General features: G+C 59.4%; 24 protein-coding genes. 7 read left to right on the plus strand and 17 right to left on the minus strand.

Annotation, left to right across the window (positions count from 1 at the left end; genetic code table 11):
- Positions 1 to 6: 6 nt before the first annotated feature.
- On the minus strand, positions 7 to 930 hold the full coding sequence (locus K6118_RS05475; RefSeq protein WP_247119216.1) for a fatty acid desaturase family protein: 924 nt from the start codon (positions 928 to 930) through the stop codon (positions 7 to 9).
- Positions 931 to 1,122: 192 nt separating this feature from the next.
- On the opposite strand from K6118_RS05475, the gene K6118_RS05480 reads away from it, so the two are divergent.
- Complete coding sequence (locus K6118_RS05480) at positions 1,123 to 3,003, plus strand: alpha/beta hydrolase family protein (RefSeq protein WP_247119217.1); 1,881 nt, start codon at positions 1,123 to 1,125, stop codon at positions 3,001 to 3,003.
- Positions 3,004 to 3,186: 183 nt separating this feature from the next.
- On the plus strand, positions 3,187 to 4,725 hold the full coding sequence (locus tag K6118_RS05485; protein WP_247119218.1) for a peptide MFS transporter: 1,539 nt from the start codon (positions 3,187 to 3,189) through the stop codon (positions 4,723 to 4,725).
- Between the two features lie 108 nt (positions 4,726 to 4,833).
- Here K6118_RS05485 and K6118_RS05490 read toward each other — a convergent pair whose 3' ends face one another.
- Positions 4,834 to 5,601 (minus strand): c-type cytochrome, encoded by a 768-nt coding sequence (locus K6118_RS05490; protein ID WP_247119219.1) that lies wholly within the window; start codon positions 5,599 to 5,601, stop codon positions 4,834 to 4,836.
- Positions 5,602 to 5,974: 373 nt separating this feature from the next.
- Between K6118_RS05490 and K6118_RS05495 the strand changes: the two genes are divergently transcribed.
- The 3 genes from K6118_RS05495 to K6118_RS05505 all read left to right on the plus strand — a co-directional run bounded on the left by K6118_RS05495 (position 5,975) and on the right by K6118_RS05505 (position 9,280).
- Positions 5,975 to 7,408, plus strand: coding sequence for an amidohydrolase (locus K6118_RS05495; RefSeq protein WP_247119220.1), 1,434 nt, complete (start codon positions 5,975 to 5,977; stop codon positions 7,406 to 7,408).
- Positions 7,405 to 8,667, plus strand: coding sequence for an amidohydrolase family protein (locus K6118_RS05500; RefSeq protein WP_247119221.1), 1,263 nt, complete (start codon positions 7,405 to 7,407; stop codon positions 8,665 to 8,667). Before K6118_RS05495 ends, K6118_RS05500 begins: the two co-directional genes overlap by 4 nt.
- A gap of 106 nt (positions 8,668 to 8,773) precedes the next feature.
- Entirely contained in the window at positions 8,774 to 9,280 is a 507-nt protein-coding gene (locus K6118_RS05505; protein ID WP_247119222.1) for a GNAT family N-acetyltransferase, read from the plus strand.
- A 6-nt stretch (positions 9,281 to 9,286) separates the two neighbouring features.
- Here K6118_RS05505 and K6118_RS05510 read toward each other — a convergent pair whose 3' ends face one another.
- The 4 genes from K6118_RS05510 to K6118_RS05525 all read right to left on the minus strand — a co-directional run bounded on the left by K6118_RS05510 (position 9,287) and on the right by K6118_RS05525 (position 12,810).
- Entirely contained in the window at positions 9,287 to 9,889 is a 603-nt protein-coding gene (locus tag K6118_RS05510) for a cytochrome b family protein (protein ID WP_247119223.1), read from the minus strand.
- Positions 9,890 to 10,221: 332 nt separating this feature from the next.
- Entirely contained in the window at positions 10,222 to 10,797 is a 576-nt protein-coding gene (locus K6118_RS05515) for a LemA family protein (RefSeq protein ID WP_247119224.1), read from the minus strand.
- Positions 10,785 to 11,855: a hypothetical protein gene (locus K6118_RS05520; RefSeq protein WP_247119225.1), complete on the minus strand. Its 1,071-nt coding sequence runs from the start codon at positions 11,853 to 11,855 to the stop codon at positions 10,785 to 10,787. The genes K6118_RS05515 and K6118_RS05520 overlap by 13 nt, the downstream gene beginning before the upstream one ends.
- A gap of 58 nt (positions 11,856 to 11,913) precedes the next feature.
- Positions 11,914 to 12,810 carry a hydrogen peroxide-inducible genes activator gene (locus tag K6118_RS05525; protein WP_247119226.1) on the minus strand — a complete coding sequence of 299 codons (897 nt, stop codon included), beginning with the start codon at positions 12,808 to 12,810 and terminating at the stop codon, positions 11,914 to 11,916.
- Between the two features lie 260 nt (positions 12,811 to 13,070).
- On the opposite strand from K6118_RS05525, the gene K6118_RS05530 reads away from it, so the two are divergent.
- Positions 13,071 to 13,520: a hypothetical protein gene (locus K6118_RS05530; RefSeq protein ID WP_247119227.1), complete on the plus strand. Its 450-nt coding sequence runs from the start codon at positions 13,071 to 13,073 to the stop codon at positions 13,518 to 13,520.
- 12 nt (positions 13,521 to 13,532) lie between these two features.
- Here K6118_RS05530 and K6118_RS05535 read toward each other — a convergent pair whose 3' ends face one another.
- A complete protein-coding gene (locus K6118_RS05535; RefSeq protein ID WP_247119228.1) occupies positions 13,533 to 14,501 on the minus strand; it encodes a contractile injection system protein, VgrG/Pvc8 family in 969 nt (322 codons plus the stop codon).
- Between the two features lie 23 nt (positions 14,502 to 14,524).
- On the opposite strand from K6118_RS05535, the gene K6118_RS05540 reads away from it, so the two are divergent.
- Complete coding sequence (locus tag K6118_RS05540) at positions 14,525 to 14,908, plus strand: hypothetical protein (protein ID WP_247119229.1); 384 nt, start codon at positions 14,525 to 14,527, stop codon at positions 14,906 to 14,908.
- On the opposite strand, the gene K6118_RS05545 is transcribed toward K6118_RS05540, so the two are convergent.
- From K6118_RS05545 to K6118_RS05590, 10 genes are all read right to left on the minus strand, one after another.
- Positions 14,905 to 15,108 (minus strand): tail protein X, encoded by a 204-nt coding sequence (locus K6118_RS05545; RefSeq protein WP_247119230.1) that lies wholly within the window; start codon positions 15,106 to 15,108, stop codon positions 14,905 to 14,907. The two genes, K6118_RS05540 and K6118_RS05545, sit on opposite strands and share 4 nt — an antisense overlap.
- Positions 15,108 to 15,500 (minus strand): phage tail protein, encoded by a 393-nt coding sequence (locus K6118_RS05550; RefSeq protein ID WP_247119231.1) that lies wholly within the window; start codon positions 15,498 to 15,500, stop codon positions 15,108 to 15,110. The genes K6118_RS05545 and K6118_RS05550 overlap by 1 nt, the downstream gene beginning before the upstream one ends.
- A gap of 3 nt (positions 15,501 to 15,503) precedes the next feature.
- Positions 15,504 to 18,212 carry a phage tail tape measure protein gene (locus K6118_RS05555; protein WP_247119232.1) on the minus strand — a complete coding sequence of 903 codons (2,709 nt, stop codon included), beginning with the start codon at positions 18,210 to 18,212 and terminating at the stop codon, positions 15,504 to 15,506.
- Between the two features lie 280 nt (positions 18,213 to 18,492).
- Positions 18,493 to 18,771 (minus strand): phage tail assembly protein, encoded by a 279-nt coding sequence (locus K6118_RS05560; protein ID WP_247119233.1) that lies wholly within the window; start codon positions 18,769 to 18,771, stop codon positions 18,493 to 18,495.
- A gap of 43 nt (positions 18,772 to 18,814) precedes the next feature.
- Positions 18,815 to 19,324, minus strand: a complete 510-nt coding sequence (locus tag K6118_RS05565; RefSeq protein ID WP_247119234.1) for a phage major tail tube protein — start codon at positions 19,322 to 19,324, stop codon at positions 18,815 to 18,817.
- A 30-nt stretch (positions 19,325 to 19,354) separates the two neighbouring features.
- Positions 19,355 to 20,530 carry a phage tail sheath subtilisin-like domain-containing protein gene (locus K6118_RS05570; protein ID WP_247119235.1) on the minus strand — a complete coding sequence of 392 codons (1,176 nt, stop codon included), beginning with the start codon at positions 20,528 to 20,530 and terminating at the stop codon, positions 19,355 to 19,357.
- 22 nt (positions 20,531 to 20,552) lie between these two features.
- Positions 20,553 to 21,032 (minus strand): transglutaminase-like cysteine peptidase, encoded by a 480-nt coding sequence (locus tag K6118_RS05575; RefSeq protein ID WP_247119236.1) that lies wholly within the window; start codon positions 21,030 to 21,032, stop codon positions 20,553 to 20,555.
- 181 nt (positions 21,033 to 21,213) lie between these two features.
- Positions 21,214 to 21,531, minus strand: coding sequence for a hypothetical protein (locus tag K6118_RS05580; protein ID WP_247119237.1), 318 nt, complete (start codon positions 21,529 to 21,531; stop codon positions 21,214 to 21,216).
- 12 nt (positions 21,532 to 21,543) lie between these two features.
- Positions 21,544 to 24,129, minus strand: a complete 2,586-nt coding sequence (locus K6118_RS05585) for a phage tail-collar fiber domain-containing protein (RefSeq protein WP_247119238.1) — start codon at positions 24,127 to 24,129, stop codon at positions 21,544 to 21,546.
- Positions 24,126 to 24,677: a phage tail protein I gene (locus K6118_RS05590; RefSeq protein ID WP_247119239.1), complete on the minus strand. Its 552-nt coding sequence runs from the start codon at positions 24,675 to 24,677 to the stop codon at positions 24,126 to 24,128. Before K6118_RS05590 ends, K6118_RS05585 begins: the two co-directional genes overlap by 4 nt.
- Between the last annotated feature and the right edge of the window lie 2 nt (positions 24,678 to 24,679).

The following is a 24,679-nucleotide window of genomic DNA, read 5'->3' on the forward strand; positions in this document are numbered from 1 at the left end:
TGCGTGTTACGCGGCGGCGTTTAGTTTGATGATATCCAGATAGCCGGGGCGGATTTCCATCTCGCCCGCGAAGCCTTTGTCTTCCATGATCTTGTGGACCTGCCTCAGCCGCCAGCACGGCACGAAGGGCAGCATGTGATGTTCGATATGATAGTTGACGAAATAGGGCGCGAAGGTCAGGCGCTCAAGCGGGTTCGCGAGCGTGGTGCGGCTGTTCTTCAGCGGGTTCTCAAGGTCCGGCACGGTGGCGTGCTCGGCGATATTGCGGATGCGCAGGAAAAACTGCTGGGTGGTCATCAGGGGGATGAGCCAGCACAGAAGGAAGATATCCAGCCGCCCGGCGAGCGCGAAGCCCGTGATGAACAGGGCGTAGAACAGGACCGGACCGCCATAGAAGGCCTTGAGGCGCGTGAGGCGGCCGTCTTTCTCGCCCGCGATATAGCGGAAGATGCCGACCTGTGTGCGCAGGAAAACGATACCGGTCAGGTCCCGCAGGATCTTGCGCGCCATGCTGGTCTTCGACACCGGGAACGGGGTGTAGAGGTAATTTTCCGGGTCTTCGTCGGTCCTCGTGAAGCGGTGGTGCGCCATGTGGCGGCGTCGGTAATTTTCCATATTCAGGAGAAGCGGCCAGGCCGCGAACCACTGGCTGACGGCTTCATTGAGGCGCCGGGTCTTGAACAGCATGCCGTGGCTGCCTTCATGCATCAGGATCGCGAGGCCAAGCTGGCGCCCGCCGACAACGATCAGCGCGATCAGGAAGGTCCATACGCCGGGCCGCCAGGCATAGAGCGCCATGGAAAGCGCGATCAGCCCCCAGCAGTGCAGCATCATCCAGGCGCCCCTCAGGTCGGAACGCTGGCGCAGCTGGTGTGATTCCTCACGGCTCAGGATGTCAGACGGTTTTATCACCCGCCACTGTGTCGACATGAAGTCTTCCCTTCTGGCCCTTCCCCAAGGGCTGAAATCCATTCTGTACCAGAATTACTGGAACAGCCAGTATGAAATATAGGATCAAATCGGCGTGAGGCCAGCGGGAAAGCCCGCTCAGCCTGCGTGCGCCGCCTTGGCTTTTAAAGGCGGCGTGCTATTCTCATCCTCATGTTGCGTATGGTCGTGTGGATGCGGTGGAGTGTGCTTGTGGGGCTCATGGTCTGGGCCTCCGTGCCCGCGCGCGCCACAGGCGATCCCAAGCTCCTCACTGAACTGACCCGCCCGGCGCTTTATGCCGCGGTGTCGCTATCATCCGACGGGCATTATCTCGCTGCGCTCAAGCGTAAGGGCGACCAGCAGGCGCTGGTGGTCTGGAATGCGGCCAAGAAACCGGAAAGCGCCGATGTGCTGCCCTATGACCGGGCGGAGCTTAACTGGCTGGCCTGGGTCGGCGGTGGGCGGCTGCTGATCTCGCTCAATGAACATGGGCTCGTGCTCTATGACGCCCATATCGGCCGCCTGCGCCCGCTCATTGAACACGGCGGCCCGCGGCCTGAGGACCTGCCACCGGTGCTGCTCTCCGCCTTGCCGGATGACCCGACCACCATCCTGATGCAGTGGGAGGATGACGCGGTTGAAGGCTACCCGGCGGTCTACCGGGTCAATGCCGTCACCGGCGAAAGCCGCAAGGTGGTCAGCGCCTGGAAACCGGTGATCCGCTGGTGGGCGTCGCCCAGCGGGCAGGTGGCCTTGGGGGAAGGCTTCCGCGGGCGGCGGCAGCTTCTCTACAGCCGTCAGGCCGACGGCAGCTGGCGCAAGATCGCCGATCATGACTATTTCAAGGACCCGCCCCTGGATGTGCTGGCGGTTGAGGCGGGCGGGGCGACCGCGCTGGTGCTGTCGGGCCACGCCAGCAACACCCGCGAGCTTTGGCGCATGAATATCCGCTCGGGCACCATGCTCCAGAAGCTGGCGGGCGATGGCCGCTTCGATATGGCGGCGGCGATCCTCGACCCGGAAACCGACCTGGCGGTGGGCGCCTCCTTCACCGCCGACGGCACCCGGGAGATCATCTGGCAGGGCAATACGCGCCGCCAGCTTTCGACGGTTGCGGGCCGCCTGGGTGTCCATCACCTGGGGCTGTTCGGCTCCAGCCGGGATGGCAGACGGGAGCTTTATCACAGCTATAACCCCAGGGGGCCGATCCGCTATTATCTCTATGACCGGGACGCGGACACACTGAACGCCATCCCGCACGACACAGCGGAGGATAGCTGGCCCGCGCCCAAGGAGAGTGGCGTGTGGATCCCCGTCGGCAAGAAGGGGCAGCAGCAAATGCACGCCGTCCTCAGCGTGCCGAAGGACGGGGCGACGGGCCGGGCGGTGGTGCTGGTCCATGGCGGGCCGGTCAGCCGGGCGTCGGTGGGCTATGATCCGCTTGTCACCTGGCTCACCGCGGCGGGATACACGGTGCTGCAGCCCAACTTCCGCGGCTCCAGCGGCTTCGGCGAGGCCTGGCGCCGCGCGGGCTACGGTGAATGGGGCCGTGACATGCAGGATGATGTCCGCACCGCGGGCGAATGGCTGGTGAAGACCGGCCGGGCAAAGGCAGGCAGCCTGTGCGTGATGGGCGGCTCCTACGGCGGCTATGCGGCGCTGATGTCCTCGATCAAGGATTATGACCTTTATGCCTGCGCGGTCAGCCTCAATGGCGTGACGTCCATCCCGCACCTGATCGCGTTTCTGGAAAAGCACCGCTTTTACAAGCTGACGGTGCCGCGCATCCGCGGCCATCAGTCGGATTATGTGCTCAGCCGCCTGTCGCCGCTTTACCGCGCCAGCCTGGTGCGCACCCCGGTGCTCATGCTTCATAGCACGGAGGATGGTAACGTGCCCTATGAGGAAGGGCGGCAGATGGCGCTGATGCTGCATAAATACCATAAGGATTTCAATTTCATCACGCTCAAGGGCGCCCGGCATCAACTGACGAAGCCTGAGGACCGCCGCACCTATTATCAGGCCGCGCTCGATTTCCTCGATGCCCATATCGGCCCGCACGCCCACGATTGAGCGGCAGCTGAAAGTCAGCCTGACATAAGCTCAGTTTGTCCGTGACATCAGAAAAATGGCGGGGGTGGGCCAATTTTGCTTCCGCGCTTCGCCAATTTATGGTTTGTAAAGCGAAACACCCCGGCAAAAGGGGTGACGGGGAAGGCCGCAAGACGGCCCAAACATAAAGACCAAGGGGAAACAATGACCGATACGGTTGATAAAACCGGTTCGCAAGAGCGCGAGCTCCTGGGCCATCCGATTGGCCTCGGCGTGCTGTTCATGACCGAAATGTGGGAGCGCTTCGCCTATTATGGCATGCGCGCCATCCTTATTCTCTATCTCACCAAGCACTTCCTGTTCGGCGCTTCCGAAGCCAGCCTGATCTATGGCGGCTACACCGGCCTCGTATACCTGCTGCCGATCCTTGGTGGCTATATGGCCGACCGGTATCTGGGCAGCCGCAAGGCAGTGGTTTATGGCGGGCTGCTCTTGTCCATCGGCCAGCTGTTGCTGGCGGTCACCGGGGCACCGGCTGAGGATGTGAACGGCCATATCGTCAGGGACGGTTTCTATCTGAACCTGTTCTTCCTGGCGCTGGCGCTCAACATCGTGGGTGTCGGCTTCCTGAAGGCCAATATTTCCACCATCGTCGGCCAGCTTTATGGCCCGAAGGATGCGCGCCGTGACGGCGGTTTCACCATCTTCTATATGGGCATCAACCTTGGGTCGCTGTTCGCCACGATGCTGGTGGGCTATGCCGGGGAAGCCTGGGGCTGGAACTATGGCTTCGCCATCGCCGGTATCGGGATGCTGCTTGGCCTCGTGATCTTCCTTGTGGGGCAGCCGCTTCTGGAAGGCCGTGCCGACCCGCCGAGCGAAGCGCTCAAGGAAAAGGTCGCCGGTTTCCTGACCAAGGAATATCTCATTTATTTCGTTGGTCTCGTCCTCGTCGCCGTCATGTGGAAAGTCGTCCAGTACCAGAATGTGGTTGGTCAATCGCTGACCTTCATCGGCCTTGCCATGCTGGTGGTCATCATCGGTTACGGCTTCATGCGCGGCGGCAAGGTTGGCCGTGAGCGCCTCTTGGTGGCCTGTGTGCTGATCTTCGTACAGCCCTTCTTCTGGGCGCTCTTTGAACAGCAGGGCTCCAGCCTGACGCTGCTGGCTGACCAGCAGTTCGATCTCGATGTCTTTGGCTTCCATTTCTTTGCCTCGCAGGTTCAGACCATGAACCCGGTCTTCATCGTGGTGTTCGCCCCGGTGTTCGCCTGGTTCTGGAGTGCGCTGTCACGGCGCGGGTGGGAACCGTCCACCCCGGCTAAATTCGCCCTCGGGATGCTGATTGTCGGCCTCGGCTATGTGGCGCTGGCTTTCGGCCTCGGCCTTCAGGACGGTCCGAACCGCAGCTTCTTCTGGATGGTCGTTATCTACCTGGCCATGACCTGGGGTGAGCTGTGCCTCAGCCCGGTTGGCCTGTCGATGGTGACCAAGCTGGCGATGCCGGAAATCGTCGGCCTCGTTATGGGTACCTGGTTCCTGTTTACCTCGCTGGGTAACTGGGCCGCGGGCAAGATTTCGTCGCTCATCGGGACGGATGGTCCTCACAGTATGGCTGACAAGCTGGATGTTCCGGCCACGATGCATATGTACAACAGCATTGGCCTGTTCGCGATTGGCGTTGGCGTGTTCCTTCTCGTCATCACCCCGATCCTGAAGAAGGGGATGCACGGGGTACACTAAGCCCCGTTTGATATTCAGGCTGGTCTTCAGGCCGACCTTCGGAAACAAAGAAAGCCCGGCAGGTGACTGCCGGGCTTTTGCTTTGAAGGGGGCGAATGCGGCGCACCCTTAAGGCCGGGTTGCGATCGGCCCTTCATGCACGCGGCCTGTACTCTCGCGGTATTCCGGCGACAGTGACTTGAGGTAGGCGATGATATCGGCCCGGTCGGATGGTTTGCCGAGCTTCTTGAACGCCAGGTGCGAGCCTTGCCCGAAGGGCTTTTTCTCGGTCATGAAGCTGTTGAGCGTTTCGGGTGTCCAGAAACCGCCATGCTCCTTGAGGCGCGCGCTATAGTGGAAGCCCGGCGCGCTGGCGACAGGGCGGCCAACCACGCCATAGAGGTTGGGGCCGATCTTGTTTTTCGCCCCGGCTTCATAGCTGTGGCAAACCGTGCAGGGCCGGAACAGCTTTTGCCCGCGCACCGGGTCACCCTTGTCCAGAATCTGGCTGATCAGGCTGGGGGATACCGGCGGGGCCTTGTGCGCCTGTACGGCTTCAAGCCAGGCGATCAGGTCTTCCCGGTCATGCGGGTTCAAAAGGCCCTTGAAGGTCATGTGCGTGCCCTTGACCGCCATCTGCGGCCGGGCGAGGAAACGGTCCAGCTTCTTGACTGTCCAAATGCCGCCCTCGGCAGACAGCGCCGGGCTATAGTCGAAGCCAGGCATTGACGCGATTCGGCGGCCGATGATGTTATGAAGGTTGGGGCCATAAATGGTCCTGCCGCCCTTGGTCAGGGTATGGCAGTTGGCGCACTGCATGAAGATACTTTGCCCACGTTCGGTACGGGGTGTGGCCTCAGCAGACGCAAGCCCCATGGCAAGGGCCAAGCCGCTCAATGATATGATAGTTTTCAGTCGCAACTCACTACCTCAGCTACCTTGCGACCCCCAGGCAACCTCTCTCGTCCCGTATATAGGGATGGACTGCCAAATTTCCAGTGCTTGCCACCTCTCTCGGCAAGAGGCCTGAGCGGCCTTTCACGGGGACGTACCATGTCAGGTCTCAGTTAACAACGGGTGAATCTGTGCCGGTGGTGCAGATATCCTTAGAATGTCATCCCTTTTGTGAGGGACTTTCATGAAACCGGGGTTTCACGTTTATGTTATTTTCGTCAAACTTTGTGGCGGGGACTAGTGACAAGTCAGCCGCGTGGCTGCTAGGCTCGCGCGGCCTCTGCCTGGTGGGCGGCAGAGTATGGGAGATTATGCAATGAGGACAACAAACAACAGGGGCCGCCGGCTCCTCGCTGGTCTTGCTGTTGCCGCACTCGGTTTGAGTGTCGCGGCATGCCAGCCGAGCGAGAAGCAAGGGGCCCATGTAAGCATCAACCGGGATCCGTTCCCGTCAACCTACACACCGCTGCCGAGCAAGGCGACGCTGATCACCAACGTCACGCTTCTTGACGGTAAAGGTGGTGAAATTGACGGCGCATCGATCCTTCTGGACGGCGGCAAGATCAAGGCCTTCGGCAAGGACGTAACCGCCCCTGATGGCGCCGACGTCATTGACGGCAAGGGCCGCTGGGTTACCCCCGGTATCATCGACGTACACAGCCATCTGGGCGTCTACCCCAGCCCGGGCGTGCGCTCCATGTCGGACGGCAACGAAGTCGGTGATCCGGTTACCGCGGACGTGTGGGCCGAGCATTCGGTCTGGCCGCAGGACGCCGGTTTTATCCGCGCAATGGCAGGCGGGGTTACTTCGCTTGAAATCCTGCCGGGCTCCGCGAACCTGTTCGGGGGCCGTTCGGTGGTTCTGAAAAACGTTCCGGGCCGCACGGTTCAGGACATGAAATTCCCGGGTGCCCCGTATGGCCTTAAAATGGCCTGTGGTGAAAACCCGAAACGCGTTTACGGCGAAGGCAAAAACTCGCCCGCGCACCGTCCGTCGACCCTGATGGGCGATGTGGCCGGGTACCGCCAGGCCTGGGCCGACGCCCAAGCCTACCAGCGCAAGTGGGACAAGTATGAGCGCGACTATGCGGCCGGCAAGGACGTCCTGCCGCCGAAGCGCGACCTCAAGCTTGATACGCTGGCCGGTGTTCTGCGCGGTGATATCCGTGTGCAGATGCACTGCTACCGCGCCGATGAAATGGCCGTGATGATGGATGTGATGAAGGAATTCCATTATAAGATCGCCGCGTTCCACCATGCCACGGAAGCCTACAAGATCGCTGACAAGCTCAAGGAAAACGGCGTCTGCGCCGCCATGTGGGCTGACTGGTGGGGCTTCAAGATGGAAGCCTATGACAGCATCCGCGAAAACATTCCGTTCGTCGCCAAGGCCGGGGCCTGCGCGATGATCCACTCGGATGACCCGTACGGTATCCAGCGCCTGAACCAGGAAGTGGCCAAGACGCTGGCGGACGGCAACAAGGTTGGGCTGGGCATTACCAAGGCCGAGGCCTGGGAATGGCTGTCGCTCAACCCCGCCAAGGCGCTCGGGATCGACAAGGAAACCGGCACCATCGAAGTTGGCAAGGATGCCGACGTCGTTCTGTGGTCGGGTGATCCGTTCAGCGTTTACACCAAAGCCGACAAGACCTTCGTCGACGGCGCCCTCGTTTGGGACCGCCATGACAAGGCGCATCAGCCGATCGTCGATTTCGAACTCGGCCAGCCCGGTGAAGGAGACGTGAAATGAGCATTCTGAAATCTCTGATGGGCGTTTCGCTTGCGGCCGTTATGGCCACCACCGCACACGCCGAAAACATCGCCATCACCGGCGGCACGGCCTTCACCGATGGCGGTAAGGGCAAGGTGGAAAATGCCACCGTGCTGATCGCTGACGGCAAGGTGGTTTCGGTCACCGCAGGCGGCGACGTGCCGGGCGGGTACCGCACGGTCGATGCCAAGGGCAAGTGGGTCACCACGGGCTTCATGGTGTCCTCGACCCAGCTTGGTCTCGGTGAGATCGAACTGTCGGGTGACCTCGACGATGCCCGTGCCGACAAGGCACAGCACACCATCGGCCTTGATCCGATCAACGGCTTCAACCCCGATACCACGCTGATCCCGATCACCCGCATCGAGGGCGTGACCCGCGCGGTCGTGCACCTGACGGGCGGCAAGGACATGTGGATGGGCCAGGGCATGGTGATCGACCTCGGGGACGAGGCGGACCAGATCAACCGTGATCCGGCTTTCATCGGCCTCAATGTCACGGCCTGGGGCGCGCGCTCCGGCGGTGGTAGCCGTCCGGCCATGTGGGATGCCATCTACAGCAAGCTGGATGCGGCTGACCCGCGGGGCAAGAAGGCTGACAAGAAGGACGAAAAGGCCAAGAAGGATGTCGACGCCCTGGCGCTTGAGCGTCTGTTCGCCCATAAGGAGTCGCTGCTTGTCGCGGCAAACCGCAAGGCGGACATCCTGAAGGTTATCGGCCTGAAGGAACGCTACGGCTTTGATGTCATCCTCATTGGCGGTGACGAAGCCTGGCGCGTGGCCGACAAGCTGGCAGCCGCCAAGGTCCCGGTTGTCCTCAACCCGATGGAGAACCTGCCGGACAGCTTTGACGACCTCGCCGCTACCGGTACCAACGCAGCCCGCCTGACCAAGGCGGGTGTGACGGTCGCGTTCGTGGGGCCTGATACCCACAATGCGCGTAACGTCGTGCAGGCGGCCGGTAACGCCGTTGCCATGGGCATGAGCTGGGCTGACGCCGTTGATGCGCTCACGGTTAACCCCGCGAAGATCTTCGGTATCGACAAAAGCTACGGCACGCTCACCAAAGGCAAGGATGCCGACGTGGTGGTGTGGGACGGTGACCCGCTTGAAGTGATGTCCAGCCCGGATGCGCTTTTCATCAAGGGTGAGCAGGTTGCGCTCAAGTCCCGCCAGACCGAGCTTCGGGACCGCTATATCAAGCTTGTCCGTTCGCCCGAATACCGGCGCCCCAAATAAGGTTCAGCCCATATCGCTGAAGACGAAAGCCGGGGTCCTGCCCCGGCTTTTTTTATCGCGGGGAAAAGGCGCCGGATGAGCGCCGAAGGCAGAAAGAAGACACGACATGACACTGGAACTCAAACCGATCACGGATGACGAGCTGGAGGCCTTCTGGGACCATCTGAACGACCCCACCATCGCGGTGATGGCGGGAACCGTGCCGCACCCGGTCACGCTCAAATGGACCGCAGAACGGGTCGCGCGCCGCCGGGCCGAGGAAGCCGAGGGCAAAGCCGCCCAGCGCGGGCTTTATGAAGACGGCGTGCTGGTGGGCGATGTCAGCTATTTTACGGGTGAGGACGGCGACAAGGAAATCGGCTATGCCATCAACCGCGCGCACCGGGGCCGGGGGCTGGCGACCATTGCGGCCAGGCTGGCGGTGGACCTCCTGCGCGACCATGGCCACACTGGGCCGATCTACGCGGGCTACGCCAAGGATAACCCGGCGTCGGGCCGGGTGCTGGAAAAGGTCGGCTTCACCCGTTGCGGCGAAGGGCTGGTGCCGTCCATGGGGCGGGAGGAAGCCATGCCGCTCTGGCGCGTTGTCTACACGGAGCCTGAGCAGGCATAACCAGCCTCAGTGAAGGCTGGGCGGCTGACGCTCGGCCTTCGTCTTCCGACCCATGCGGTAGGCGCTGATACGGAGGGCGAGGGCCGCCGCGCAGAGGAGCAGCATCCAGGCGCGGTCCACCGGCGCGAAGGCGGCGACGGTCAGGAAGACAGCCCACAGCACATAGCTGCCGGTCTTGTGAAGGCGCTTCCAGCGTTTGGCGCCGAGTGCGCGCACCGCCGCGTTGTTGGAGGTCAACACCATCAGGCCAAGGAAGCTATAAGCCACGCCGCCGCCGATCAGGAACGCCAGCGGCTTGGTGTCGTTTGTCATCATCAGGTTCGACAGCACGAACACAAGGTGCGCGCCCATCACCATGGCGAAGCTGAGGCCGATATAACGGCGGTTGCGCACAAGGAAGCGTGTCGTCGGCGTCGGCGCGACCCGCGCGAGCGAGGACGCGGTGAAGACGAACCAGAACAGGATGAAGCCCGCCGCGGCCGTCGGCGCCATCAGTGTATCGAGCGCCAGCACATAAGCGCCCGCGCTTGAAATGGCGCTCATCACCGCCGCAGCCAGGAACAGCGCGATCGGGATCATCAGTCTCTTGCCGTCGAACAGCATCAGCATGGGGTGGTCCTCTCTAGCCCGTGTTTTTGGCCCGTGTTTTTGGTCCGTGTTTTTGACCCCGGGTGATTTGGCGCGATGCTAGCACAGGCGCAGGCACGGCCGAATGCGGCATGATGACCGCCGGATCATAAATCGGATTTGCCGATTAATGTCAGCGTTTCTATCCGTTGGACCAGATGCCTGCGCGGGTCTAGCCTGAAGACTACCATATACCCAAGGTACCCTCGCGGCTTCCGGTTTGCGTGCCTGCGACCGGGGAGCCGACTTCCGCCACCGGCCCATTGGGGTTCGCCAGGGCTGGTGGCGGTTTCTTTTTGTGTGGGGCAGGGGCGCTAGTCTTCCTGTTCCAGCCGGAATCCCAGGCCTTCTTCCGCTTCTTCATTGCGGAAGGGCTTATAGGGCTTTTCATGGGTGGAGAGGCTGTTGATCAGGCTGTTGGGGAAGGTCTGGATGCCGTTGTTGAAGCTTGCGACATTGCCGTTGAAGATGGTGATGGCGGCGGCGATGTTATCCTGCAATTCGCTGATTTCCCGCATGAGCCTGAGCGTCACATCCGCCTGCTTGAGGTTCGGGTAGGCCTCAACCGCCACACGGAACCCCGCCATCAGCGACTGGGTCTGCCGTTCGATCTTGGCCAGGTCCTCGGTGTTCACCTTGCCGGTATCGACATTGTTCAGGGACGAGCGCAGCGCCGTGATGTTGGTCAACAGGCCCTTTTCATGCTCGCCATAGGCTTTGGCATGGCGCTCCAGCTCCGGCAGGGTCATGTTTTTCTGCCGCTCATAGGTGATGACATCCGACCAGGAGCGGATAACCATATTGCGGCGCCTGATGATGCCGTTGTTGATGATAACGCCCCATATGACGAGGAAGAGGCCGAGGCCAATAAGAATGATCAGCGGTTCCATGGTCCGTATTTCCTTTCTGCCTGAAGCGGCACATCGAAATTATTGTCGCTGTATTTCATCAGCGTGTGCAGGAATTGCAGCGCGCTGGTGAGGTTGGGCTGGTCGGCGCAGGCGGCCAATTCTTCGGCGAAGGCACCGGGGGTTTCAAGCCCGTGGGTGCGGTTGATCATGATCATGTTGGCATCCCCGAACGACAGGCACAGGTCCCCGGCGTCGTTGATCTCCAGGTCCATGGATGTCAGGGCGTCGCCGACTTTCTCAATCTCCAGGATGACCTTGGGGACCAGGAATTTCGCAGCTTCAATGTCCGAACGTGCCCGGACCGAGAATTTCCGGTTGAAGCTGGTCGATGCCGTTTTCCAGGTCGAGCTGATAAAGCCGAGCATGGTTTCCGAGATGGTGATGCCGTGCGCATAGCCGAAAGGCACAAGGAAGCCGTAGCGGTCATGATGGTCATACACCGTGCGGGTGCGCACCTGGACCCGGCCCTTGGAATCGGTGGTGGTGTAGGTTTCGGTGCGTTTGTCCACATAATGGAAATGGTAGAGGCGGTATTCGAAGCTGTGTTCTTCGCCCTCATAGCGGCCGTGCAGGATGGAGCGCATCTCCCGGCTATAGTTGCCATGGCGGAAGGCGTTGAACCGTGCACCCAGGGCCTGCGCTTCGGATTTGGGATCGAAGCTTTCAGCCGTCAGCCCATAGTCGAACAGCGAGCTTTTATAGTGAAGCTGGTCAGAGAGGGCGGACAGCTTGCGCATGCCGGAGGAGCGACCGACCAGCCAGACGATCAACAGGATGACAAGCACGGCGCCCGCGCCGATCAGATAGTCCTGGTTACGGGTGTAGGCGAACCACGCGGCCGCGCCTGCGAGCGGAATGGCCGCCAGGAGCGCGAGACCGTCGACAAAGCGCCGGTCGAACTGGAGCGGCGAGCCGAAGGCCTCAAGGCGTTTGACACTTTTGACCAGGTCGTCGTCCGATTGTGCGCGGTTAGCCGCTTTGTCGAGAAGGGCGAGCGCTTGCTTCAGCCGGATATTATGATCCCGGCTCTCTATCATGCCACTGAACATTATTCCCCCATCATGCAGGCGACCAGAGCCGCCTGTGTCGTCATCCTTAGTGATGCATTACTGACTTAATCACTTCCCCAAGCTTTTTAAAGGTTTCGGCGCGCGGGTTGGTTTTGCGCCAGATCAGGCCGATGGTGCGCGTGGGCACGATATCCTTGAAGGTCACCACATCGACACCGGCGCCTTCGGCGAGGCCCGCATCCACCGCCATGCCGGGCAGCAGCGTGATGCCGTGGCCCGCCGCGACCATCTGGATGATGGTGCCGAGGCTGGTGCCGGCCAGCGCGCGCGGGGCACTGCGGCCAAGCAGGTGGCAGGCGGCGAGCGCATGGTCGCGCAGGCAGTGGCCTTCTTCCAGAAGCAGCAGCTTGTTTTCATCCAGCTCGGTGGATTTGACCGTCTCGGCCGGCGCCTGCCCGTGCGGGTAGGCCACCATGAACGGGTCATGGAACAGCGGCATCTCCACCACGTCACCGCAGGCGAACGGCAGCGCGAACAGCACCAGGTCCAGTTCCCCCACCCTGAGCTGGTCGCACAGCTCGGCCGATTTGTCCTCGCGCAGGTGCAGTTCCAGGTCCGGCAGTTCCGTGCGGATCGCGGGCATGACCCTCGGCAGCAGGAAAGGCGCGATGGTCGGGATGATGCCAAGCCGGACAATGCCTTTCAGAGGGTCCTTGGCGGCTGAGGCCATGTCGGTCAGGTCGTCGACGTCATTGAGGATGGTCTGCGCGCGGCGGACGACCTCCTCGCCGAGAGCGGTGAACATCACGCTTCGTTTGGTGCGTTCCACCAGCTGGGCGCCCAGAAGGTTCTCCAGCTCCTGCAGCCCGGCCGACAGGGTCGATTGGGTCACGTGGCATTGGTCCGCGGCCTTGCCGAAATGCATGGTCTTATGCAGCGCGACCAGATAGCGAAGCTGTTTCAGTGTCGGCGGGAAGCTCATCGAACCATCCGATTACAATTATGATTTATATGCGTTGGATCGATTATAGCTGAGGCGGCATCTTAGGCAACGGCAAAGATATCGATGATTGTAGCGCGCCGATCGAATTTATAGCTGCGGACAATTAAACCTATAGCAAAATAATTTGCTCATCCTATTCGCTCTGAGAGCCTTCTGAAGCATATCTGAGAAGCTCTTAGGCTTCCCCTCTCTGATCAAATCATTTAGCCTCAGCCCGCATCACGATAACGGGGAACGACATGTCAGAGAAAATCAAAAAGCTACTCGCGGAAGCCGCTTCACCGCGGCAGGCACAACAGGTCGCTTATAAGCCCGGCTTCCTCGACCGCTATATGAATATCTATATCATGGCCATCATGCTCGGCACCGGCATCGGCATGGGCATCGCAGGCGATCACCTTTATGCCAACTCCCTGGAGAGAAAGCCGGCGCCAACGTCTCAGGTACAGAAGATCGAGCTGGGCATCCGCAATGTCCACGATGCCTTCGGATATGATCCTGATAAAGTAACCATCGCGCTCCTGAAGCATATTAACGAACCCACCATGCTTGACATCAAGGTCAGAGACCTGGAGCCCGCCGCAGTGTTCATCAATGACCTGTATCTCAGCGGAAAGCGCTATGACCTCATGCCAGGTAATGATGATTGCGAACGGGTGCCTGGAACGGTCGTCTGCAAACCACAATAGACATCTGGATCATCAGTCCTTCAACTCTGCCTCGATGCGGGTGCTGAAGCCTTGGGTCTTGGTCAGGCGGTGCATCACCTTCGAGGCTACCCAGCTCCCATCAACGCCGTCCTGGAACTCGCTCAGCTGAAGCGGTGTCTCTGCAAAAATATCGGTGCGCCCTGGTAGGGAAAGCGAAAGCTTGCCCTTGCCCCGGGCATAGCGGTGGTAACGGCTGCGAGCGGCCCTGGTAGCCTGATCCTGGTCTGGGTATGTCCTCCGGATCAGCTGGTTCGGAGAGCCTGAGCCCACAGTGACCGTTTTCAGCTGCGCCGCCTTCAAGTCCTGGAACTGGGCCGAGACAGACTTATAGAGGAACCTATCCTTGAGCGTCGCCCGCCACTTGCTTACCTGTTTCGGGGTCAAGGCCACAGTCGGCAGTTTCTGGCCGCTGGCGGCCTTTTCATCGCCTCGGGTTACAAACACCAGGCGTTGGTGCGTCGGCTTAGCGACGGCATCGAGGTCGACAGCCAAGCGGGTCAGAAGATGCAGGTCGGATTCCGCAGTCTGGTCGATATGATCGAAATGAGTAGCCTTGAGGTCAGCCCCCACCACTGGCGTCAGGCTATGCTCGGCTGCAATTTGCGTTACCAGGTCGCCAAGGGTGATGTTGTCGAATGACCGGCTTTTTGTCTCCTTCAGACTAGCTTTCATATTGGCGGCGTGCGCCTTAACAGTCAGCGTGCGGGGCGGTCCGGCCGTGATCAGCTCGTCAACCGTATAGATGCCCACCTTCTTCAGCTTGGCATCATAGCCAAGCCACAAGGTCAGCTCCGCGCCGGTCCTGGGCAGCTTTAATTTGCCTTCAGGGTCAGTGACCGTGATAGTCACTTCATCGCTGTCATACCCGGCATTGTCGATGACATCGATCGACACCAGTCGCTTGGAAAATATGCCTGTAAGGTTGTTTCCATCGATTTCGATACGATATGAAGGGTTCATGAGATCACCGCGGGGAGGACGTTATGAAACTGACCACAAAGACAATGGGGCTGGCGCTGTCCGTCCTGGCTACGGCCATGCTGACAGCCTGTGGCAGTTCCCATGAACCGAAATATGTCTGGATGGCCAAGTCCGATCTGAAGCTTTTCTACCATGCTCGTATTTATCAGGGCAGCGACGAACCTTGTGAGACGGCACAGCTTGATGGAAAGTGGTACATCAATTGTGGCGGTGAACCTGGCCGGATCGGCGGGCTTTACTACATCGAACCCAAGGGCGACATGGCCTATGTGGCCTATAGCCTGAATGGCACGGCGGGTACGCATCAACTTCGGGCAGGGCGAGAGCCAGTGAAGCTTCCCAAAGCGATCGACCTGGCGCCAATCGTCTCCCTGTTCAAGCATTAATCCCATAGCGACACCTGCTGCACTTCATTATTGGCAACCTCAGGCAGCTCGATATCGATACCGGCCGGGAAAACCGGACCAAGGTCACGGATACCCGGGTTAGCCTCCAGAACCGCTTCGACGGTGCCATCTGTCCGGCCATAATAGGCGTAGCAGATAAGGTCGACCTGGTCGCCTTCCGATGTTCTATAGGTGGCCATCAGCTGCTCCCGTAATATTCGAACTTACCCGTGAATTCGACCTTGGCAGGCGCGCCGTTGGCGATCAGCTTTGTATGCCGCTCAGTCACATTCAGAAGCACCCACTTGCCATACACATTCCCACGACCATCCGTCAGGATTGCCGGCTTACCCTTGCCGCCCTGCGCCCTTAGCGCCTCAATATTCTTCGGTCCGCCCCGGAAGGATGTATAGAGCGTTCCTTGGATGGTAATGGTATCACTGGCCAAGCCCATGAACTGGCGATCGTTTGGTTGCCCCACCAGTGGCTGCATAGCCCACTGAAATGCCGTCGATCGTGATAGCTCCTGGTATGCCCCCCAAGCTACCTCGAAGCGGAAGTCACCCCATGTCATCAAAACACCGTCTGCCATAACCTACTCCACCTCATGCAGGGCATTGCCCCAGCTCGCTTCAAGCTTTATCTTCACCTCATCTGCCAGTTCGTTCACATCGACGCCTGGCGCAGCATTCACCTGAATGGTCACCCCACCCATATTGACCGTAACCGGTCGAGCCATCTGAACCTGTCCCTGCTGTTGAGAGGCTGTAGCCCGCGGTGCCACAGCTGTTACGCTGATTGCCGGTTTCGCCTCGGCAGGTTGCACGGAGACTGCAGGCGCAGCTGGAGCCACCTGGATATTCACCGAGGGTGACTGGATAGCCTGCGGTACTTTCTGGGCCTGAGAAACAGGGTTCCCTGCCGTTTGATTTGGGGTAGCCACAGCTGCAGGGACCTGGTGGGCCACAGCTGGTTGGGGTTGCCCCTTCGCCACTGCCGGCACGGCAACGGTACCGGCAATAACGGCTGCACCGGCCACTTGCTTCAGCTTGCCCTTGGCCTGTTTTATCGTGGCCCCGATTTCAAGCTTTTTCGTACCACCGCCGAACCAGGAGCGGATTTTCTCGAACACCTTTCCTACCTTGTTCCAAGCCGTCATCACCCAGCCCAGGAACTTGTCCCAAATCGGCTTGATCGGCTTCCAAATGGTTTGGAAGAAGCCCTTGACCTTGTCCCAGTTGGTAATCACCAGCCCGGCCGCCAAGGCGATGCCCCCGACGATCAGACCGATCGGGTTGGTCATGACGGCGACAGATAGCGCACGAAAGCCCGTCACCACCATGGGGATCACACGACCGGCAAGACCCGTCAGCCCGCTCACCACGCTGCCAATGATGCCCCCGGCAGACATAAGGCGCATCCGGGCAGCCGTGATCAGCGCCACCGTGTTCCATTCCATCATCTGGATGCGGAGCCCGATCCAGGCGAGCTGCGCGCCTGCGACGATCGCGCGGCCGGTTGCGAAAGCACCGGTGACGAAGGTCCAGGCATATCCTGTTGCCAGGGTCGTTATCTTAAGGGCGGCAAGGCCAACGGTCAGGCCAACAACAGCCGTAGTGACAGTCTGGTGCTCCTGGGCGAAATGGCTAAAGGCCATGACGCCGGCGCCTACCACAGTCAGGACCTGGTTAAGTGGCGGCAAGAGCACATTCCCCAGCTCAATAGCGAGATCAGATACCTTGTTGCTGAAAAGCTTGGTCTGGTTAGCGGCTGTGTCGGCGGCCGTTCTGTATTCCTTCTGCACGGCGCCGGCATATTTGGTCTTGTCGCTGATCATGCCGATCGCTTTTTGGTAGGTATCAAGGCCACCCACCAGCTTGGCAACATCATCGGAATATTCTAGCCCGAACAGATTAAGCAGCACGCCCTGGACATCCTCAGCGCCCTTGACGCTTTTCAGAAACTCTACCAGTGCGCCCTGAGCATCGTTATGAATGGCATCTTTCAGGTCAGTCGCCGTCCAGCCGATTTCATTCAGGGCCTTCTTAAACTGGTCCGTCTGCCGGTCGGCCGTTGCCAGGCGGTTCAGCATACCATTGATCGCGTTTGACGCCACGGATGGCGGCGTCTTCAGCTGCAGGAAGGCTGCACCCAGTGCGCCGACTTGCTGGCCGCTGAGCCCGAACAGCTTACCGGTGCTGCCGGCACGGTTGGCAACGTTCAGGATATCCCGGGCGAAGGCATCCATGTTGTTGCTCATATAGTTATAGCTGTCAGCCAGTAGGACCACGTCTTTCTGGTTCAGGTGAAAGATATTCCGCAGGCCCGTCACTGCCTTACCGGCTTCCCCGGCTGCCATATCCCAGGCAACGCCAATCTGTGCGGCATCATGGGTAAAGCCCGCCAGTTCACCCCGTGGAATGCCAGCCTGGCCCGCCGCAGCCGTGATCTCTGCCAGGCCTGATGCTGCCATGGGTACATCTTCAGTGGCCATCTTGCGGATGGCTCGGCCCAGCTGAACAAATTGTTTCTGATTATCGAAATTGACCGTCTTCTTAACGCCAACCATAGCGCTCTCGAAGTTCATCGCTTGTTTGACCGGTCCGGCGATCGCGGCCGCCAACGCCGCAGCATCGAGCATCTGTGCCCGATATCCAGCCCGGGCAGCGATAATGGCCTTACGGTCCGACATCGCCCTGGAGACGGCCATCTGCTTGCCTCGGAGCATATCGAGCGTGCGGCCGAGCTGGACCTGCTGCCCGCGCAAATCACGGGTGGATTGCCCGGCGGCATCCATAGCACTTCGAGCCTGCTGCAGGGCCAGGCGCTGGTCATTATATTGCTGCTTCAGTTGGCCAGCTTCACGCTTGGCATTCTCGAAGGCCCTGCGCTGCTTAACGGCTTCTTCCTGGCTGCTTTTGAGTTCCTTAGAGAGGTCTTTAACGGCTTTCTGAGCAGCGCGATATTCGGTGCCCTTCAGCTTGTGTTCCTGAGCAGACAAGGATGTCAGCGCGACCTTTGCCTCCTGCAGGGCCTTGCGCTTGCTCTCGACCGTGCTTTCCGCAGCCTTCAGTGTGCGAGCGTAGCCGGCAGTGGACTGTCGCGCCTGATCCATCGCCCGGCCGGTATTGACGGTCTCGCGCTTCAGGCCGACAAAGCGGTCGATATTGCCCTGCTTATGCTCGATCGCGGAAACGGCATCGCCAACGCGGTTGATTTGGGCTACACTCTGCCCGATCGTGGTTTGAAAGCCCGCTGATAGAGCGGCACCCAAAACGATAGAAAGGCCTAGTGTCTTGTCCATGAGGTTAACTCTTCAAATCCTCTTGTTTACCGTCCTTTTGGGCGGCGCTTTCGTATGGGCTTCGATCTATGGCGACAACCACCTGGGCCTGTTCTGGCTTGGCCTGATCTTTGGTGGCCTGGTATGGAAGGGCGCCGGTCTTATCGCCGGCTTCATCCTGCCTTCAGGACGCCCGCCTCAATCCCCGCGGCCGTCCACTCCCCTATCTCGTTGACAGTCATGTCGAGCCAAGGCTCTATGCCCCCGCCCAGCGCCCCGGCGAGAGCCATGATTGTCTGCCTCAGGGCTTTGGGTCCTGCTCTCCGCTAGCCGTGCTGGCCTTGATGAGGGCTTCCTGTGCCCGCTGATAGTCAGGCATCCCCAGGTTCATAATGACCTCGGGGTCGACCTCGCACAGGTTCGCGATCATATGGGCTTCCTGGGCGGCCGGGTTGGCGTGCAGGTGACCGACGAGAACCTGGTCCCGCGCAACCATACGGCGGCGCATCTTCAGTTCAGAATACTTGACCTGGTCAACAGTGACCGGCTCAGAAAGCTTGATGGTAATCTTGTCACTCATGATGTTTCACCTCATAGGGGTTAAGGGTAAGGTGGCGGCCAGGTTATGCCTGGCCGATCGCTTGATTGATTGCGGCGTTCTGGTCGACACCATTGATCTTGCGGGTGCCGGCGATAATGTCGATTTCGACAATCACCTTGCCGTCGATCGTTTCCTTGTAGTGCCGGCAATTCAGGGTGAACTTGACCGGCCCTTTAGCCCCCGCCTTCAGGGTCGGACCATCGACCTTCTTCAGGATACCTTCGCCTTCATACTCGCACTTGCGCACACTGCCATCAGGTGCCTGTTCGGCCCCTACCAGGCGGATGCCGGCACTAGCGCCATTAGCCAGGCCAAAATATTCGAGAACACCAGGTTCACGGCCAGACATGGTGACTTCCATGTCCATCTTGTCCATGCCCTGGTCGATCTCCATATCACCACCCATACCAGCCCCGCGGTAGTCCTCGGTCTTGATGGCCAGGTCAGGCACTTTCGCTTCATCAGCGATGCCCGCGTAACCAACACCTTTCACAAAGGCGTTGAAGTTTTTAAGGATATGTGGCTGAGCCATTTTCTAGTCCTTCCTTGTCCCGCCTGAAGCTTAGGCGGCGTTATTGATCAGGGTTTCGTAGGCACCGGCATCACGCTTGACCACGAAGTTCATAGACTGCAGCGGTGCCGGAGGTTCGACCGTCACGTTCCAGTAGGCAGTGCCACCGGAAAAGGCCGTGATGTTATTCAGCTCGGGGTCCAGCGCGACCGATGCGGCCAAGGTGGCACCCTTACGCTTCAGGCCGCGAAGCGCGCTGTCGATCGAGGACTGCACATCCGTCAGAAGAGTGGGGCTGAGCGGCAGGTCAAGCGCCCAAAGGTGCGTGTCTTCGAGAAGGTCGAGGATCACATCCAGGCCACGCCGTACCGCCAGGAATTGCGTCAGCGGGTCCGCGCCGGTCGTGGTGTTGCCCCACAGGCGGAAGCCATTTTTCTGGACAATGGTGGCCACGTTATTCTGGTTCAGCTGACTCGCCTGGTTGGCGTCATCAGACAGCGAGAAGGTAATCGGCCGGCTGATCCCGACGATGCCGTTGATCGTCTTGTTCGAGGGGCTGTACCAGAAGCCCTTTTCATAGTCTGTCCGGGCGATCACACCGGCAACAAAGCCACTGGCCGGTTGGGCGGTCGGCACGCCACCGACCGATACCATGACCTGCGGGTCAACGATATAGACCCGGTCACTGCCGGCATCGGTAGCTGCGGTCGCCGCATCGGCATCGTTGGTCGCAGGGCCATCGGCAACGATGATCGCCCGCAGAAGGGATGCAACGCCCTTCAGTTCGGCCACAACGGGGTTGGCTGCGGCACCCGGCCGTTGGTGAGTCCAGCCCGGGGCGACAAGGATTGTCGGCTTGGCATAAACCGTTGCCTCGGCGCTTTCGAAGGCATGAACACCGGTACCTTGGGTCGCGTCGCCGACGATATTGGCAAGCGTGCCAGCCTCGTCGATGCCTTCATCAACCCGCACGACGATCACGCTGGCACCAATCTGGTTGAAGATGGCATTCGCGGCATCAAGCAGCGTGCCATTGCCCAGGCTAGTCGGGTCAAGGTTGGCTGCAGCGCGCGGCCCCGTGATCATCACGGGCGTATTGAGGGGGAAAGCCACGGCATCAGCATCAGGTGCTGTGCCGATCAGGCCGATGACGGCAGCCGCTACGGCCGCGACCGGGCGAATGCCGTCGGTGGAAAGTGTCGATTGAATACCATGATAGACAGGCATCGTTTGCTCCTAGGTTCTGTTTCTAGATCACGCTGTGATCTGGGGTTAAAACTCGGATGGTGCGGTCGCCCGCGGGCTTCTCGAAATAGACCCACGGGCCGGCTGCTTCTTTGGGCTCCTGGAAGCACCAGATACGGCCCTTGATTTCATCGATCGGAAAAGGTTCAGGATAGAGGTTGTCCAGGACGTAAACGCCCTTATCGGTATGAGTGAGCAACACCAGGTGATAGTCGATGAAGCCGCCATTTTCATTAAGGCCACTACAGCAACTCGCCAGGCGGAAAGCGCGTGGATGATCCGGGAACCGGGTCACCAGTGCCCTCAATTTGGTGATCGCGTAATTGTCGCAATCACCGAAGCCCTCGCCATAGACCGTTGACCAATGCTCACGCTCGCCAAAGGTGACAATGTCATCTTGCGGCGTGATGTCATCCTGGGTTTGCGCCTGGACATCGTAAAGCGCAGCTTCCAGCTCGCGGGTGAAGGGGATCAGCGTTTGCATAAGCGCGGCTCCCTCTTACACCATGGGCCATACCCGACAGGCGCCGGCGCCGGGACACCATCCTTGACATCGATGGATGATGACAAGTGGTTCCCGGTACAGCCTGACAGGCCGACGCCAAGTGCTAAGACCAAGAACACTACCAGTACGGCTATGATCGGCTTCTTGTTCATAGCGCGCCTCACAGTAGGTCGTAACTCATGTCGATGAGCGCCCCTGACCCATCGACATAGACGCCATATCCAGCAGGAAGCCGAAGGCCCTGGATATAGGCATTTTCGCCGGAAATACTCATACCAAGCGGCAGGTTTGCCGTTGGCGTCACGGTATCTGATCCCACATAAATGGTGGCATCATTACCACTGCGCTTTACGAGCAGGGTGCCAATATCCAAGCCGTTGACGTTTGCGGCTGGTGAAACCTGCCACCCGATCGCACCATCCTTGATCTCGGTCCCGCCGAGTTTGGTCACAGATGACTGTTGTGGAACGAAGGTCACTGGTCTTTCTCCTTAGACGACATGCCAGGCACCGCCGAAACCAACGATGGTCAGGCTCATACCGGAAATATTCATGACAAGGGTGGATGCCCCCTCGATCTGCTCGGTCCCGTTCGGGTCCAGAGTGATATGGAAGCTACTGCAATTTTGCCCGGCGTCCTTGATGACGAATTCAAGGCCATCAGCGACAGGCGGAAGGGTGATGGTGATCGGCGCGGCGGCAGCGTTACTTACAAACAAACGATAATCGCTAAGCGTGATGGCATCGCTACCGGTGATCGCACGGTTCGCCGTGGAATTGACCTTTGGTGCCGTCACGAAACCGCTGACCGTCAGCGAGCCGGTAAGGGCTGCCGTCAGGGTGCTATAGCCCCATTCAAGCCAAGGGGTTGACCCGCTCCTAAAGACCATATCGAAAGCATTAGTAGGGTTCGCTTCCGCATAGAGCTGGATGTTTGCCCCCCACGTAAACCCGCTTGACGATCCCGAAATCGTCATCAGGCCATTGCTGGTCGTGCCGATAATGTTTTCACACTCAAGGATACCACCAACTTTCAGCTTGGCATCGGCCAGCCAATATTGCTCTGTCTCTTTCCACAGGAAGGACCGATCAGCCCCCGTACCGCGGTTGACCGTAAAGCCGCCATCGGTTGTCGGCGCGCCAGTCAGCTGGGCATTCAGCACAATGATGCTGTCACCGATATTGACCTGGTAACTGTTGTTGGTGATGAGGTCACCGGTAACCGTCAGCGAGCCCGCAATGTTAACATTGTCATTAAAGGTGAAGGCACTATCTGCGGCACTATAGCCAAGCTTGGTCGTGCCATTGACGGCCATTTCCATCTTGCCGTTTGACGAAATCAGCAAGCTCGTCAGGTTAAGGCCACTCGAACCCGGAACTTCAAGAAGCAGGTAATCTTCATAAGTGACTGCTGTATAGCCAGCCGTGATTATGGGTTTGCGGGTGAGCGTGTTTGCAGCATTATCAAGTGATAATACAGTACCAGGGCCAATCTTAGTGTAGCCACCGATATTGTATAAGGCTCCTGTGTCAGCAGCCAGCGACATCAACCCAGTTTCGGCATTGTTTTCCCAAAGAAAACCATACTGGGCACCATAGGCAACACGATGCCGGATCATGTAGCCAGTACGGCCATCAAGTGCGCCTGCTGGAGTACCGTCAGATAAGGAAGCGCCGGAACTTGATGATGCCATATAGGCACCCCAATTAGGGTCACCTGGACGCCAAAATAAGATGCCATGACTACTGCCACCATCGACCTCACCCTGCACTCCTAACTTTGCGCCACCATTGGTAGTGAGTACGTCACTGAAATTTCCATTAGTGGCAGATATCGCTCCGCTAAATACACCAACACCAGCCGATATATTCCCAGCAATGCTAACGTCACTGCTGAACTCAGCCGTCTGGTCACTCTTCAGCCGGAAAGCAAGGGTATGCTGTCCGCTCGATTTGGTGGTCAGGAAGTCAAGGCTTCCATAGGAATAGGTGGTGCCCCGCCCTTGGTGCGTGGCGTAAATACCAGCCGTCGCAATGGGCGCTGCCGATCCTGACCCCGTGCCGCAAAATTGCAGGCTCGACAGGTTGCCGACCGTGTCATCCGTATTGACAATGGCGATGGTCGGACCGGCGTTCAGAACCGGCTCTTTGTTGATAACCCCTGAGGGGTCGGAAACGGTTGCCGAAAGAACGCCGAGCACGTCAAAGTCATTCGACGCCTGCCATTTCGTCAGGCTTTCTTTCCATAAGAATGAAACATCGGCCGAGGCACCACGGTTGACGATAAAACCGCCATCCGTTGTCGGTGCTCCGGTAAGCTGGGCATTCAGTTCGATGATGCTGTCACCGATCTGGACCTGATAGCTGTTGTTGGTGATCAAATCGCCATTGACCGTCAGCGTCCCAGTCACACCAAGGTTGCCGCCGATCGTCCCACCAGCCTTATCCAGCTTGGAATCGATCACCGCCTGAAGGCCAGCCACATCCGAAATGTCATGGCCATGCACTTTCAGCGCCACGGCTTGATAAAGCTGCATGGTATTCGTGTCATCATAAACAAGACCAGCCTGTTCGATGAGATATTGAAGGGAAAGCTTCAGGTTAGCTACGTCTACCGCCAGAACTGCAACAACGGGGTCACCGGCGAAGGTAACGTTGACGGCGCTGGCATCGGTGCCTGACCATGCCAGGACGAACTGAATGGCGACGTCGGTCACGCCGCGTTCGAAGAAAGTTGTCGTCGCGCTTGATGCCACGGCAAACAGCGTCCCGTCATCCAGGAACACCCCGATTTCGTTGACGGAGAAGGCCGGCGTGCCGCCGAGCAATGTACCCGCCAGAATAACCTGGTAGGGTCCAAGAGCACCACCAGCTTGAACGGCTATCACCGCCAGCTCATTTTGCAGAGCTGTAGCCGCGAGCGCGGTGGCTGTCGGGTTGCCGTTGACATCACGGGTATCATAAGCCGCATCACCGAAGTGGATTTCGCTGATATTAGCCTGGATGCCGGCACCCGTGGCCGCGGCCAGGGCCGCCCGGCCGGCATCAGTCAGCACCATGGTAAACAGGTCGCTCATATCTCACCTTGCATCTTGAACATAAGGGCCGTGCGGCTGACGGCGGCGAATTGCGCAGCGCCGGAATATTCGGCGCCTATCTCTAGGGTGTAAGACTGGCTTTCGCGCTTGGCCTCATTCACCACATCGAGCAGCTGCGTGATCCTGGCATCATCGATGATGGTTTGGGCTGGCATCACGTTGTCGTTGACCAGCGCCTTCAGAACAAAAGTATTAGGTGTTCCGACCGGTGACTGGTTGAACCATTCGAGTAGCTGCCCATTGACGCCCACAGCCGCCAAGGCATCGGTGACAGCGCCGGCGGTACCGCGCTTACGGTGGACGGGCAAGGCGGCCTTGATGACGGCACGCTGCGTTGCTTCGGTCCAGCTGCTGTTCCATTTTCCGACCTGAAGCTGCCATGCCAGGAGCGGCAGGAAAGACACCGGACATTTGTCCGGGTTCCAGAACTCACTGCCCGGAACGGGCAGGCTATCGAGACGAGCGAGAACAGCCCCTACAGCTTTTTCAAGATCAGTCGCATTCGGTGGGAGAAGTGTATTAGCCATCA

The sequence above is a fragment of the Kordiimonas marina genome, assembly GCF_023006325.1.
In the GTDB taxonomy this organism is placed as follows: Bacteria; Pseudomonadota; Alphaproteobacteria; order Sphingomonadales; family Kordiimonadaceae; genus Kordiimonas; species Kordiimonas marina.

Bases quoted from the DNA above. Each gene is read 5' to 3' on its own strand.
- K6118_RS05475 (WP_247119216.1), bottom strand. From the start codon at position 930: ATGTCGACACAGTGGCGGGTGATAAAACCGTCTGACATCCTGAGCCGT.
- K6118_RS05480 (WP_247119217.1), top strand. From the start codon at position 1,123: ATGCGGTGGAGTGTGCTTGTGGGGCTCATGGTCTGGGCCTCCGTGCCC.
- K6118_RS05485 (WP_247119218.1), top strand. From the start codon at position 3,187: ATGACCGATACGGTTGATAAAACCGGTTCGCAAGAGCGCGAGCTCCTG.
- K6118_RS05495 (WP_247119220.1), top strand. From the start codon at position 5,975: ATGAGGACAACAAACAACAGGGGCCGCCGGCTCCTCGCTGGTCTTGCT.
- K6118_RS05500 (WP_247119221.1), top strand. From the start codon at position 7,405: ATGAGCATTCTGAAATCTCTGATGGGCGTTTCGCTTGCGGCCGTTATG.
- K6118_RS05505 (WP_247119222.1), top strand. From the start codon at position 8,774: ATGACACTGGAACTCAAACCGATCACGGATGACGAGCTGGAGGCCTTC.
- K6118_RS05510 (WP_247119223.1), bottom strand. From the start codon at position 9,889: ATGCTGATGCTGTTCGACGGCAAGAGACTGATGATCCCGATCGCGCTG.
- K6118_RS05515 (WP_247119224.1), bottom strand. From the start codon at position 10,797: ATGGAACCGCTGATCATTCTTATTGGCCTCGGCCTCTTCCTCGTCATA.
- K6118_RS05520 (WP_247119225.1), bottom strand. From the start codon at position 11,855: ATGATAGAGAGCCGGGATCATAATATCCGGCTGAAGCAAGCGCTCGCC.
- K6118_RS05525 (WP_247119226.1), bottom strand. From the start codon at position 12,810: ATGAGCTTCCCGCCGACACTGAAACAGCTTCGCTATCTGGTCGCGCTG.
- K6118_RS05530 (WP_247119227.1), top strand. From the start codon at position 13,071: ATGTCAGAGAAAATCAAAAAGCTACTCGCGGAAGCCGCTTCACCGCGG.
- K6118_RS05535 (WP_247119228.1), bottom strand. From the start codon at position 14,501: ATGAACCCTTCATATCGTATCGAAATCGATGGAAACAACCTTACAGGC.
- K6118_RS05540 (WP_247119229.1), top strand. From the start codon at position 14,525: ATGAAACTGACCACAAAGACAATGGGGCTGGCGCTGTCCGTCCTGGCT.
- K6118_RS05545 (WP_247119230.1), bottom strand. From the start codon at position 15,108: ATGGCCACCTATAGAACATCGGAAGGCGACCAGGTCGACCTTATCTGC.
- K6118_RS05550 (WP_247119231.1), bottom strand. From the start codon at position 15,500: ATGGCAGACGGTGTTTTGATGACATGGGGTGACTTCCGCTTCGAGGTA.
- K6118_RS05555 (WP_247119232.1), bottom strand. From the start codon at position 18,212: ATGGACAAGACACTAGGCCTTTCTATCGTTTTGGGTGCCGCTCTATCA.
- K6118_RS05560 (WP_247119233.1), bottom strand. From the start codon at position 18,771: ATGAGTGACAAGATTACCATCAAGCTTTCTGAGCCGGTCACTGTTGAC.
- K6118_RS05565 (WP_247119234.1), bottom strand. From the start codon at position 19,324: ATGGCTCAGCCACATATCCTTAAAAACTTCAACGCCTTTGTGAAAGGT.
- K6118_RS05570 (WP_247119235.1), bottom strand. From the start codon at position 20,530: ATGCCTGTCTATCATGGTATTCAATCGACACTTTCCACCGACGGCATT.
- K6118_RS05575 (WP_247119236.1), bottom strand. From the start codon at position 21,032: ATGCAAACGCTGATCCCCTTCACCCGCGAGCTGGAAGCTGCGCTTTAC.
- K6118_RS05585 (WP_247119238.1), bottom strand. From the start codon at position 24,129: ATGAGCGACCTGTTTACCATGGTGCTGACTGATGCCGGCCGGGCGGCC.
- K6118_RS05590 (WP_247119239.1), bottom strand. From the start codon at position 24,677: ATGGCTAATACACTTCTCCCACCGAATGCGACTGATCTTGAAAAAGCT.